19 protein-coding genes are annotated in these 12,138 nt (G+C 35.3%); 11 read left to right on the top strand and 8 right to left on the bottom strand.

The features are described from left to right. Nucleotides 1-21 precede the first annotated feature (21 nt). The 10 genes from ATE49_RS12230 (at nucleotide 22) to ATE49_RS12185 (ending at nucleotide 4,892) form a co-directional block, all read left to right on the top strand. Nucleotides 22-474: a hypothetical protein gene (locus ATE49_RS12230; RefSeq protein WP_143349673.1), complete on the top strand. Its 453-nt coding sequence runs from the start codon at nucleotides 22-24 to the stop codon at nucleotides 472-474. A 12-nt stretch (nucleotides 475-486) separates the two neighbouring features. Then, nucleotides 487-951, top strand: coding sequence for a hypothetical protein (locus tag ATE49_RS12225; RefSeq protein ID WP_065082413.1), 465 nt, complete (start codon nucleotides 487-489; stop codon nucleotides 949-951). 106 nt (nucleotides 952-1,057) lie between these two features. Beyond that, nucleotides 1,058-2,128: an RNA-directed DNA polymerase gene (locus ATE49_RS12220; RefSeq protein WP_221407075.1), complete on the top strand. Its 1,071-nt coding sequence runs from the start codon at nucleotides 1,058-1,060 to the stop codon at nucleotides 2,126-2,128. Then, nucleotides 2,107-2,403 carry a hypothetical protein gene (locus ATE49_RS12215; RefSeq protein WP_065082412.1) on the top strand — a complete coding sequence of 99 codons (297 nt, stop codon included), beginning with the start codon at nucleotides 2,107-2,109 and terminating at the stop codon, nucleotides 2,401-2,403. The genes ATE49_RS12220 and ATE49_RS12215 overlap by 22 nt, the downstream gene beginning before the upstream one ends. 11 nt (nucleotides 2,404-2,414) lie before the next feature. Then, the gene (locus tag ATE49_RS12210; protein WP_065082411.1) at nucleotides 2,415-2,777 is read left to right on the top strand and encodes a hypothetical protein; all 363 of its coding nucleotides are present in this window, start codon (nucleotides 2,415-2,417) and stop codon (nucleotides 2,775-2,777) included. Beyond that, nucleotides 2,774-3,211 carry a hypothetical protein gene (locus ATE49_RS12205; RefSeq protein WP_065082410.1) on the top strand — a complete coding sequence of 146 codons (438 nt, stop codon included), beginning with the start codon at nucleotides 2,774-2,776 and terminating at the stop codon, nucleotides 3,209-3,211. Before ATE49_RS12210 ends, ATE49_RS12205 begins: the two co-directional genes overlap by 4 nt. Nucleotides 3,212-3,230: 19 nt before the next feature. Further along, nucleotides 3,231-3,779 (top strand): hypothetical protein, encoded by a 549-nt coding sequence (locus ATE49_RS12200; RefSeq protein ID WP_065082409.1) that lies wholly within the window; start codon nucleotides 3,231-3,233, stop codon nucleotides 3,777-3,779. A 35-nt stretch (nucleotides 3,780-3,814) separates the two neighbouring features. Next, the gene (locus ATE49_RS12195; protein ID WP_065082408.1) at nucleotides 3,815-4,030 is read left to right on the top strand and encodes a hypothetical protein; all 216 of its coding nucleotides are present in this window, start codon (nucleotides 3,815-3,817) and stop codon (nucleotides 4,028-4,030) included. 183 nt (nucleotides 4,031-4,213) lie between these two features. Then, complete coding sequence (locus tag ATE49_RS12190; protein WP_065082407.1) at nucleotides 4,214-4,417, top strand: hypothetical protein; 204 nt, start codon at nucleotides 4,214-4,216, stop codon at nucleotides 4,415-4,417. Between the two features lie 37 nt (nucleotides 4,418-4,454). Beyond that, a complete protein-coding gene (locus ATE49_RS12185; RefSeq protein WP_065082406.1) occupies nucleotides 4,455-4,892 on the top strand; it encodes a hypothetical protein in 438 nt (145 codons plus the stop codon). A gap of 281 nt (nucleotides 4,893-5,173) precedes the next feature. Here the strand turns inward: ATE49_RS12185 and ATE49_RS12175 are convergent, their stop codons facing one another. Together ATE49_RS12175 and ATE49_RS12170 are read right to left on the bottom strand one after the other, a co-directional pair. Next, a complete protein-coding gene (locus tag ATE49_RS12175; protein ID WP_065082405.1) occupies nucleotides 5,174-5,626 on the bottom strand; it encodes a hypothetical protein in 453 nt (150 codons plus the stop codon). Nucleotides 5,627-5,628: 2 nt separating this feature from the next. Next, a complete protein-coding gene (locus ATE49_RS12170) occupies nucleotides 5,629-6,183 on the bottom strand; it encodes a hypothetical protein (protein WP_065082404.1) in 555 nt (184 codons plus the stop codon). Between the two features lie 33 nt (nucleotides 6,184-6,216). On the opposite strand from ATE49_RS12170, the gene ATE49_RS12165 reads away from it, so the two are divergent. Continuing rightward, nucleotides 6,217-6,447, top strand: a complete 231-nt coding sequence (locus ATE49_RS12165; protein WP_065082403.1) for a hypothetical protein — start codon at nucleotides 6,217-6,219, stop codon at nucleotides 6,445-6,447. Here ATE49_RS12165 and ATE49_RS12160 read toward each other — a convergent pair. From ATE49_RS12160 to ATE49_RS12140, 6 genes are read right to left on the bottom strand one after another with little or no spacing between them, the layout of a single operon-like run. Next, nucleotides 6,430-7,974, bottom strand: coding sequence for a phage head morphogenesis protein (locus ATE49_RS12160; protein WP_065082402.1), 1,545 nt, complete (start codon nucleotides 7,972-7,974; stop codon nucleotides 6,430-6,432). The genes ATE49_RS12165 and ATE49_RS12160 overlap by 18 nt on opposite strands. 56 nt (nucleotides 7,975-8,030) lie before the next feature. Then, nucleotides 8,031-9,290, bottom strand: coding sequence for a phage portal protein family protein (locus tag ATE49_RS12155; RefSeq protein ID WP_081278471.1), 1,260 nt, complete (start codon nucleotides 9,288-9,290; stop codon nucleotides 8,031-8,033). Between the two features lie 2 nt (nucleotides 9,291-9,292). Beyond that, the gene (locus ATE49_RS20225; protein ID WP_155759305.1) at nucleotides 9,293-9,430 is read right to left on the bottom strand and encodes a hypothetical protein; all 138 of its coding nucleotides are present in this window, start codon (nucleotides 9,428-9,430) and stop codon (nucleotides 9,293-9,295) included. A 9-nt stretch (nucleotides 9,431-9,439) separates the two neighbouring features. Further along, nucleotides 9,440-9,904, bottom strand: coding sequence for a phage protein Gp36 family protein (locus tag ATE49_RS12150; protein WP_065082488.1), 465 nt, complete (start codon nucleotides 9,902-9,904; stop codon nucleotides 9,440-9,442). A gap of 4 nt (nucleotides 9,905-9,908) precedes the next feature. Then, nucleotides 9,909-11,444 (bottom strand): hypothetical protein, encoded by a 1,536-nt coding sequence (locus tag ATE49_RS12145; RefSeq protein ID WP_065082401.1) that lies wholly within the window; start codon nucleotides 11,442-11,444, stop codon nucleotides 9,909-9,911. Then, nucleotides 11,444-12,001, bottom strand: coding sequence for a helix-turn-helix domain-containing protein (locus ATE49_RS12140; RefSeq protein ID WP_065082400.1), 558 nt, complete (start codon nucleotides 11,999-12,001; stop codon nucleotides 11,444-11,446). The genes ATE49_RS12145 and ATE49_RS12140 overlap by 1 nt, the downstream gene beginning before the upstream one ends. Nucleotides 12,002-12,138 lie beyond the last annotated feature (137 nt).

The following is a 12,138-nucleotide window of genomic DNA, read 5'->3' as shown; positions in this document are numbered from 1 at the left end:
TTCAATTATAAAATAGATATCATGAACGAATTAAAAATTCAAATTCCTGAAGGCTTCCAGATTGGAGCTTTCGACAAAGTTACAGGTGTAGTAAAATTCGAAGCTAAACCAAAAGACATTAAAGAACGTATTAAGACTTTTAATGATGTGCTGAATTATCACAGTATAGAACCACAAACCTTTTCAATGGAATGTCTTAGCCTAACAGATGATGAAATTGCATATAAACAGATAAAACTGATTGCATCAGCATTAAATGAAGGTTGGACACCAGATTGGAATGATCATAATCAGACTAAATATTATCCATGGTTTAGAATGGGTTCTTCGTCTGGCGGGTTCTCGTCCGTCGGCTGCGATTACGGTCACTCGCATTCGGCTGTCGGCTCTCGCCTTTGCTACAAGAGCAGTGAGCTTGCAAAATATGCCGGAACTCAGTTTATAAGTATCTATAAGAAATTCACAACCCTTTAAAAAACAGTTATTATGAACGAATTAAAAATTGAAATCCCGGAAGGGTACAAAATTGACACTTTTGATAAAGCGACAGGTGTTGTAAAGTTTGCTGAAAAGCCTAAGGATATCAAAGACAGAGTAAAAAGTTTCGAAGATGCTTGTGATGTTTTAGGAATTACTCCACAAAACCCAGATTTAGAAACTATTCCTACTAAATTACAAAAACCACTATTCGCACATTACAAGCTATGCATTATTGCTATGGCTTTAAATGAAGGATGGGAACCTGACTGGGATAATGACGACGAGTATAAGTATCACCCTTATTTTGATATGGAAGGTTCTTCGTCTGGCGGGTTCTCGTTCGTCGACTGCGCTTGCGTTTACTCGGCTTCGTGTGTCGGCTCTCGCCTTTGCTTTAAAAGCAGGGATTTAGCAGAATATGCAGGAAAACAGTTTGAAACCATTTACAGAGAATATTTTGTAATTGAATAATTGAAAATAAAGGTTGTGCAGTGTGTTGCTGTAGTTCTTCGTCTGGCAGGTTCTCGTACAACGACTACGATTACGATAACTCGAATTCGAATGTCAGCTCTCACCTATGTTATTTAACACTGCAAACCATGCCTCTTGGCAAAAAACAACTCACTTTCCAAAAGGCGTTGGTAGGATTTCCGAAAACGACTTTTTTAAAAGCAAAGGCAAAATGAAAAGATTAAACAATCTATACGAGAAAATTATCAGCATCGAAAATTTGATGCTTGCTGATGAAAAAGCCCAGAAAGGAAAGGCTAACAGATACGGCATTATGCTGCATAATAAGAATAAAGAAAATAATATTATGAAGCTTAACACCCAGTTACGTATGAAAAGCTATAAAACATCTGAATACTCAGTGTTTAAAGTGTATGAACCAAAAGAGCGTGAAGTATACCGTCTGCCGTTCTTCCCTGATAGAATTACACATCATGCAGTAATGAACATCTTAGAGCCGATATTCGTTTCAACTTTTACTGCTGACTCTTATAGCTGTATAAAAGGAAAAGGTATTCATGCAGCTTCTTTTGCAGTACGCAAAGCTTTAAAAAATGTCGAAAAAACTACCTATTGTCTAAAATTGGATGTTGAAAAATTTTATCCAAACATTGACCACGAAATACTAAAAACATTACTACGAAGAAAATTTAAAGATACTGATCTGCTTTGGTTGCTGGATGAAATTATAGATAGTGCGCCGGGGCTTCCTATTGGTAACTATTTAAGTCAGTTTTTAGCAAATTTTTACTTAACCTATTTCGATCACTGGATCAAAGAACAAAAATCAGTAAAGTATTATTTCAGGTATGCAGATGATCTGGTTATTTTATCTGATAGTAAAGAATATCTGCATCAGCTTTTAAAAGAAATTGAAACCTACTTTAAAGAGCGTTTAAAATTAACAGTAAAAAATAACTGGCAAGTATTTCCAGTATCAAAACGAGGAATTGACTTTGTAGGCTACAAACATTATCACACACATGTTTTACTACGTAAATCAATCAAAAAACGTTTTGCCCGAATGCTCAAAAAAAGACCAAACAAAGCTTCAATTGCTTCTTATAAAGGTTGGACAAAGCATTGTGATTCAAAAAACTTACTTAAAAAACTGGGATGTTCAACTTTAGCGAATTAGGAATAAAACCAAAAGAAAGCACCTTCATAGGTGATAAAATAAGCATAGATAAAATTATAAACACTGAAATACTGATACTTGATTATAAAGTGGAGCCGTCGAAGGTAAAGCCCGGAACAGAGCTTCTCACTTTGCAAATAGAAAGAAAAGGCGATAAAAATATACTCTTTTGCGGATCAGCAAATTTAATATTCATGATTAGGCAGGTTCCTAAAGACAAATTTCCTTTTAAAACAACAATTATTAAACAAGATAGAAGGCTTGAATTCACTTAATAAAAGAAAATATGAATAGTAGAGAATTGAAGGCAAAGATGGAAGGTAAAATTTTGCTTCCTATGGACAATGGTAAGCTGGTTGTGCTCAACAACTGTATGGCTTCACTGGATGGATTAACCTTTAGCGGTATAGGTAGGCAGTTAAAAACGTCTGTTTCTATCTGCTGGGATCTTAGAACTGAACTGCTACAGAAAGCAATTAAAACAAGGCAAAAAGACAAATCTTTTATATTAAAGCTGGCATACTACAAAGCTGACGCTTTATATCGCTTCCTGACTGATTTTGAAATTTATTTCCCGGATTCTTTTGGACCGTATGAAAATAACACTGTTATGCAATTAAAAAACGAACTACACCAACAATTACAATGAAAAATTATGTAGCATTACACAAAAAGAGTGATCATAAGATCTATTTGAGTTATGATACATTCGGCGTTTTGGTGAAATTGGAGTTTTCTGGAGAACGCTGGAAAGAGTCAACAATTGACTGGATATTTAAACCAGGAAGGATCCCATTAACAGAATCTGATATTTGGACCAGGATTGAAAATAAAACTTTAGAGTTTACTTATATGGAAATTCCTACAGATTTGAGCTTTTCAAACTTCTGGAATCTGTTTGCATACAAAAAGGGAAAGATACCAGGTGCGCAGCGTTACTGGGAAAGACTTACAGATGCAGAAAAAATTGAAGCTTTATTATACATTCCAAAGCTGCATACTCAAAAGAAGGCTGACGGAACTGCAATGCCTTATCCTCAATCATATATTTCTGGTAAATACTGGCTAGCAGATAAAATTTAGTATAAATACATATTTGGTTATGAGAATTACAATTAGTACTTCGGAATACAATAAACTTATTTCCATTGCCCGAAGCAAATTTCCAAATTGTTATGAAGATGTTGTACACGATGCTGTTCTTTTGGAATTAGATTTTAAAGGCTGTTTAAGTAAAATTAAAGGTTTTAGTTATAGTTATCGAACAGTTAAAGAAGTTGACTTAACTAATAATTATCAAGAAAAAGTATGTACAAAATGTAATAAGTGTTTACCAATAGCATTTTTTGCATTGAAAGAATCCAGAAATGTTATTTATACTAGAAATGTTTGCAAAACATGTATTAATATACAACAAAAAGAATGGAGAAATAACAATCCAGAAAAATTCAAAAAAAGCAGGCGTGCTTATGATGAAAGAAACAAGGAACAAAAAAGGGCACGCAATAAAAAGTGGGAAGACAAAAACCGTGATTACAGAAAGGAATATATGAGACAATGGTATGTTAAAAATAAAAAGAAGAAAGATGAATATACAGTTCAGTATTTGGCAAAGAAAAAACTTGAAAAATTAACTTTAAAACAGATTTAAATGGAACATAAATTAACCTATCAGAGAAAGAGACAATGAAAATAAACTGCCACGAGTATAGTTTTAATGAGGTAAAAGAGGCACTGGAAAGAAAAGGCTATAATATTGTTTATGTTGTATCACATCCGGACAAACGAGGTAATATAGAAACTAATTATTTCGCTTTACTTCCGGGAGAGGAGCCGGAACCATGTACTAAAATGGAATCAGTTGCTTTAAAATTATTTCATAAGAAACCACCTTTAGAGTAGCATAGAATAAAATTTTAAATCGTGTTACGGATATCCGTAATGAATAAAAAAAATACAGGATTATTTTTGTATCAGAAAATGAAGGAGATTAAGTTTAACATGTGGATGAAATTTAAAATTGGCATGGCCTCGGTTTTATTTGTTTGCCGGGGCTTTTTTACTTAACAAATATTAATAGAAAAAATGGAAGAAATTAGAGTAACTAAAAGAAATGGATTTTTTAAGGATATTTTTAAAAAGATATCATCAACAAACCTTAAGCAGATAATAGATTATAATGTGAAAGTCGATGGAGAACAGACAACAGTTGTTTTTTCACCTCAAAAGAAATCTAATATTGATCAGGAAGCCTTTAATAATATGATATCTCAACTTATTAAGGAATAGGCTATTTGTATGTAGGCTTTTTACTTATATTTGAAATATGAAAAGATTCTTATACATATTTATTTTATTATCTGGCTTAATTTTCGGTCAAGAGAAAACAATTTTCAGACAGATAACCTATAATGACGTTGTTCATCAATTTAATAAGGTACTTCATTTAAAAAATGAAAACTTAGATCAGAATCTTGATAGATGTCAGTATATCATTGCAGAATCTAAAAAAAAAGGGGATAATAATACTGCTTTAGCTTTTGCTTTATATTATAAAGCTTTAAAAGAAGCCAAAATAAAAGCGAATAATGAACAACCTTTCTTTACCATTTATAAAGCTGATAGTAATTATGAGTTTTATAATTCTGAAAACAAATTTATTGGCAGGATGTATAAAGAGAAGCTAGAAGAACAAATAGATATTAATGGAGATAATCCTAATACATATCTTGAAAATTATTTCTATATGATTTCAGATGAATAAAAATGGTAGCGACATTATTGTCGCTACCATTTTTGTTTATAAGCGTTGTAAAAATGGAAATAATTTCCTTATTTTGCATTGTAACATGGCTAAAACATTACAACGCAATACTTTACTCCGCTATAAATTGATAAAAGATTTATACCTGGAACATAAAACTGAGGATATTCCTGACACAAAGGTTCTCAGACGCCATATTTATCCTAAATACCCAATCAGCAGAAGCACTTTAAATACTATTCTCAGCACACCTATTGAAAAGCAGTTAGCGGAAATAAATGCTAACAATTGTGGAGTCCAATAGTATATACAATTCTTTTTTCCTGTATTCCGTCGTCCCTTGTAACTGATTGAAAAGAAGCCCTTGTCATTCCGCCGGCATTATTAACAGGTTTAAAGCCCTGTATTACTTGATGTACCTTTTCAATAAGTCCCCAAATTTTAAAAGCGTTCTTTTTCTGGCCAATAGGAGCATTAAAACTGGTATTACTAAGCTTTATATTAGCTACAGTTATTTCGATTGAAATGACGCCTTCCTGTCGGTTTGTGGGGGTTAATCGAATATCTTTCCCATTGTTAGAAAATTGTCCGGCTGAAATATCAACTAAAGCACATGGCCAGCTTACCGGGCATTCAATACCATATAGCTGTAATTGTCCCCAATTTTCGTCCTTATGTATGAGCTCTGGAACTTCATTCAGCTTGTTAATAATCGCTGTTATTATTTCGTCCATAATTAACGTTGTTTAAGGTTATTATTTATAAAATTATTCATAGCCGGAAGATGTGAATCCACGACTTTCTGAATGATTTCGTTTATTCTGGGATGTGGTCCTATTACCCGCCTTGCCGGAATTTTTATTTTTTTGCCTATTGGCATTAATGCCAAAGCTTTAAACTGCTCAGCTTCGATACTTAGATGGGCATTCTTTTTCGTTTTAGCTACAGCTTTAGTTTTGATATTATAGGTTATTCCTCCGGTTGCCTGATAATACATTGCCCAGAAATATTTTTTCATTCTGGCAGTTACAGTAATCTCACCACCTTCGTTCTGAATGGATGCATAAGGCATAGAATTGGAGAACGCAATTTTTTCACCTTCAATCCTGGCACGATATCCACGGCGCAAATTATTACTTCGTGCCATCATGGATCCTTTTCTATTAACTAAAATATTAGATGGCCACTTCTTGTCAAAAAAAGCCTTTCGCTCGAAGTTTCTATCAAACTCCTCCATCACCTCGGTTTTAACATCCTTAATGATATTCTGATGAAATTCTTTTAGATCCATTGCTATATAAAAATAAGTTGTAATTTTGCTTTTATGGAAAATAGTTCCACATATAAAAATTTAGATCTCCGGAAAGTAACTGTATATGATATCGCAGAATTGTTCCCGGATAAGCCTGTTATTTTTGTTTCGTCAGATAATGACCTATCAGATGAACAGGAACGGATTCTGTATCTATATACTTTTGCAGACTACTATAAAATAGAAGATCTAAAGTCCAAACTGGAATCTTTGTTTAAAACTGAACTACTCTCTTTGTCTTAAGAGATCAGTATTACCATCCAATAATTGCTGAAATTTGTCATTGTCATATTGCTTTCCGTAATTAATGAAAGCTCTGATCGTGCTGTCTTTAATTTCATACTTACTATGTTCTTTTATGGCTTTTACAAGTCCGGTCATCTGATTATCATAACGGCCTTCAATTAGATGTTCCTTTACGGTATTTAGCACCTTATTAGGATCCGAATCAGACCACTTTATAATCTTATCATAGTTCACAACCATTTTATTATAACCGGTATTATCCCGGTTATCTACAAGCTCTTTGTTTTGAAGTTCACCACCTATTTTTTTCATAAACTCCGGCAGTGTTTTTCTTGATACAAATTCATTTGCAAGCTCCATAGTTTTGGTTGTGTCTTTAGTCAATCTCATCATACCAGGCTTATTGGCATTATGCCAAATTTCATGGTGTAAAGTGGATATCGCTTTTTCCTGGTCAAAGGTTGTTTTTTCTCCTTTTTTAATATTGTTGATTCCTTCGATAATCGGCTTAATGATATCCGGTTTTAGGGCAATCATTCCGTTTAGATCCGTAAATCCGTTAACGCTTTTTTGCCTTGTTACCTTGATTTCTTTAAAGCCACGCTGGAACATTTCTGAGTTATTGGAAGCAAAATTTTCAAAATGCTGGCTGAGATCTTTCACTGTTTTTAGAGGCTTGTCATCTAAAGCCTGTTTAACAGTATCAGCGCCTTTCACTTTATTATATGGATGCTTTGGCGGAAAAACTTTTTGTTCTGCACCAGGATTAAACCTGAACATCTCTAATCTGTTTTTTCCATCCTTACCTATTTGAGTTGTTGCAGATTCTCCTTTTTTAAGTGCTTTTTCAGAATCGGAAACCTCATATTTCGCTTTCAATACTTCAACTGCTGTACAACGACAACGCCAACCATTTGGAGGATAATAAGACAACCAAAACGGATCATCTATTGGCAGCGTAGTATCTTGCAAAACGGCATGCTCCGCCCTTACTCTGTCGTCATTTGCAGTCCGATATTGCAGATTATACCGTCCGTCCGGATCTAATTCCGCCCAATTGGCGGCACTCTGAGAACTGCTAACAGCAAATTGATATTCAGCTTCGAGATAAGTTTGGTTATAAGCTATATTAACCTTGTTAAACTCGTTTGCAAAGCTGTCAAATCCTCGTATTTGCCCTTTGTCATCACGCAGCATGCTAGAAGCTTCCAGTAATTGAGCATGTGTTTTAAGCCCTGAGAATACAAAACTATCATTCTGTAATTTTGCAAGCATTGCCGGCGGAATATCATTATCTTTTATTGCTGAGTCAAAAACTTTTACAGTTTCATTAATCAGATTCTGATATGGTTTATCCTTTATATCTTCTGCTTTATAACCTCCTTTCTCGTGAAGGTGTTTAAATGCTTTTTCAGCAGCATTTAAAACAGATTTAAAAACAGGATTTTCCTCTCCGGATGCCAGGTTGATTTTTCCAGCTTTACATCTATCGCAATTACACTCATAAAGTGAATTTAATCGCATGTGTAAACCGCTGAAATATATTTTCGGACTGACAAATAACGGCCTATTGCCAGCCCTTAATTGAAAAAACTTTCTGCTATATTAAATTGTCCGTTACCTGCCTGTAAAGGGTTGTTTTCTCTTTTCCCGGTAATAGCAATTCCGAATTTTTCTTTTACCCACTCCGGATCCACTTCATAATATTGAAGTGCCTGCATGGTTCTGGCCCATAGTTCTGAAAGATCCTCTGATATTTCCCAGGCAAAAATATAATCAGCCGGTACAATACCAATACGAGCCAAAGCCGGCATTACTTTGGTATTCATGTACATTTCAACGAGTGCCATGTCCGCCAATACTAATTTTTCAAGCATTTTCTGACTTGCCTCATCTTTGGATCTGGATCCGTTCTTAGTGTCCTGACCTATAATAGCTCCGGACATTAATAGTGTATTTTGATTGTCGCAGAAAGTAAGTAGGTTATGATAGACATCACCATTGGTTGTAACTCCTTTAGCCCATTCAAATTCCTCTGTCGTATCGATAATAAACCATGCAGCAGATCCCATATCCTGCATCATTTTTTTACCTCTTGCAACCGCTGCCGGATCCTGAGCATCTGTTTTGTATACCCGTGGAGGTATTCCATAAATTTCGCAGAGTTCAGACCAGCATGATTGTGCAAAACGCTTAAATAAAGCATGTGGAATGGCTTTGCTTAGTAAACCTAATTCACCAGGATTGCCAAATTCTAAAAGCCATGTCCCAAACTCCGGGAGCTCTCTATAATTTATGCCTTTATCCTCATTATAATCCGGAACAAATTTCCCTTTTTTGGCAATAATGTTCTGACGCGGTAATAAATTCACTTTCAGTTGTGGTTCGTTCTGTCCTTCCTGGACCCAATCCAATTCAACTACAGAATGTCCGTAGAATCTTGTATTAATAATTTGCTTAATAAGCTCATTGAATAGCTCAGAATTTTGCAACGTTTCTGTTAGTTCCGGATCTATATCACCCCCTCTTTTTTTTAGGTTAAAAGAGGATCCCAAAGAATCCTGAATACGGTTTTCAATCTGAGAGGTCAATAAAGCATCATCCAATATATAATCATAAAGGTTATATATCAGGTATGAAATAGGATTGTCGGCATTTTTAAAACTATTTAATGCAGCTTTATATTTAGCTATATCCTGCCTGGTCTGTGATATTGATTTATCTACAAGCTGAGGATAGAGCTTGGAGCCTACAGAACTTTTTTTGCCTTGTGCCTGAGCTCCGGCAAGCTTATTTTTATTATACGGTTTTTGGTAGTTATTACGGTAATTTCTGGACATGGTTATTTTTTTGAATATGCTTTGAAATAAACAGAATCACTTACAAGACTTCTGTTTTCTATCTCGTGTTTATGGAATACTGGAAAACCTAAAACATCAACTCCAATCTGAAAAACAATTGTTTTAAAAAACTTTTTCATTGTTAAATATTATTCGTGTATGAATTTTTCCCGGCTTCCATAGATAAATGGATCGGTCTCGTTGGGTTCAGTGCCCGGATCCGTTGGATCTACTAGTGCAGGCAAAGTATCTAGTGTTATATCTCCTTTTGCTAGTTTATTCAGCCATGTTACTGCACGATCATACCTTTCTTTGCAATGTTCATAGATATAATCAGCATTGCAGAGCTCAGCGATATACCATTTTGCTATTGTGGCACAGTGGCGCACCAATAACGGATTTCTGTCTGCTCCGGTTGCTGCTAAAATTTTTCCTACATCATAACGGATCCTTCCATCTTTCCACTCTCTTTTATTGTTAGCCACGAGATATGCCCTTAACTCGGATTCTGCTGATTGTATAGCTTGAATGACAATACTCTCATCGCCTTCGGTGATCTGTTCAATCTGATAGTTATAGATTGTAGTGCCTAATTCTTCTGGTTGTATAAACATAATTTTAGTATTTACGGGATTCAACTTGCCCCGAGGCATAGCCTAAGTCTTCTTTTACCACGCGGGTATCTATCATTGTTTTTGCTCCTTCCACGGCATCAGGTCCGTCCATCTCTTTAGAATCTTTGGAAACTCCCAGCCACTCATCTTCCATTTCTATCATCATCGGGTTTTCCTTTTCCTCTTCGTTGAAAATGATATCACCGCAATTATTTTCATCAGCCATATTTTCAAGTCTGTCAAATTTTTCGGCCTTTTTTCTTTTGTCTTCCCGAACGGGAAGCTTTATGCCATGTTCTTTTCTGTATTTCTCTAAAAGTGGTTTGATGACTTGTTGATAGTGCGGATCCTGCAAACTATTATTCTCTATGAATATTTTTTTAGCATCGATTCCGTGTTTATCTAAATAGTGGTAAGCCAGAGCGATCCAACCTACCATTTCGGCATTGGTAGCTTTACCCAGCCAAACCTTATAGATGTAGTATTTTCCCTGATATAGCCCAACAATAACAACAGCTTTGGATGAGCTGTTTTTTTCTTTATTATTGGAAGGAGATGGATCTATATAAGTAACAACCTTTTCACACTTTTTAAGTGGCGGACATTTGCCATAATTGAAGACTTTGAATGTATCACCTTCTGCACTCGGATTATTATAATACTCCTTTTGCTCGGCTTTTTTAGTCATTTTACGCTTCCCTTTGGAATTGTAAACCATCTTATGGATTGTTTCTTTAGGGTATTTATCTTTCCAATTTGGATTCCCTTGTTTATCCGTCAGATTTACAATATCCCAATGATCTGCAAGTGGTCCCAGAATTGTAACTGTGCAGTATTTTGCAATAATATTTCCGTTGACAATGACTAATAAGTCTTCTGATCCTCTTGTAGGTATAACCGCTTCTAAAAGCCAGTCAGTTCCATTTTTAACCCGGTCTTTGTTACGGCATTTTTCATCTGTGTCAAAGTCATCTATCAGAATACCATCCGGCCTGTATGCATCATTACGAGTACCACGGGGCGACTGGCCTTCACCTAATGCCCGGAAGCTGAAACCAAATTTTGAAGTAAATTCTTTATCCTCCCATTTGCCGACCTGTTTCTGAATACCATAGTCATTGATAATACGGTTGTTTGATTCTAAAGCATTCTTATAGGCTGCCAATAATCTGATGGCATTATCCTCTGTATTGGAAATCATTAACCAGGTCTTCTTTCTTTTTGTCAAAGACAGGTAAAGTGATTCCATCATTGTTCTGACAGATTTAGCAAATCCCCGGGACCAGGAACGAACTTCAAACCATTCTGAGTTTTCAATAACCCGTTTCGATGCTTCTAAGTGGAAAACAGCGGGTTTATGAGTATAGAACAGCGGGAAATAATAAGCATTCCATTTTTCTGGATGAGCTTCCAGATAGGCTATACGCTTCTTTTTTTCTATTTCCGTTTCGTGGATATCCACAGGAGTACTCCGGGACATGTTGTCCCGGAACAATGACCAAATGTCTAAATGTTTCTTATCTGATAACTTTTTAGCCATTATTTCAATTGTTCACGGATAAACATGTCGAAATACTCGCTAATCTGTTGAGATGCCTGAAAATCTATATCACGGACGTATTCACAGAATGTCATAGCGATCTGCACGGTTTCACCTACAGAAACTTCGCCTTCCAGTTTATTAATGGCATTCGTAATTTTGGTTATAATGTCAGCTTCCTTACTGGTTGGAAAGTTTCCTACTTTAATTGGGTAATCTGATTCATTATAATCCGGGTATTCCAAATATTCCGAGCCATCAGCATCTTTCAGTTTTATAGGTTTGAGTAAATGAGCCGGGACATCATAAATTATTTTACGGTTTTCGATATCGGAACTCATACGGTCCAATTGTTCATAATATCGATTGATCTGACTTGCTTTTGTGGTCAATAATGACTTTTTCAGCTTTTTCCACTCACCGTCATTTTCATTAATCCATTTGATTAGTGTTTTCTCTGTAACGCCTACTTTTTCAGCGATATCTTTTTGAGTTAAATTCTTTTCGGTGTAGAGGAACTTAGCATATTCCTTTTGCTCGGTTTTTTTAAGTCCCATAGGTTATAGTTTGTAGCAAAATTGCCGGAATACTATAGGGATTAAAAAAAGGTGTCCAGTTTCTGGACATAGTTGTACAACTTCTGTACAAGGTTGTTCAGGTTCTGTACAACTATTTTTTTTGCCTCGAATGACAT

It is taken from the genome of Elizabethkingia miricola (assembly GCF_001675285.1).
GTDB classification, from domain to species: domain Bacteria; phylum Bacteroidota; class Bacteroidia; order Flavobacteriales; family Weeksellaceae; genus Elizabethkingia; species Elizabethkingia miricola.
This window is presented reverse-complemented; position numbering and strand designations above follow the sequence as displayed.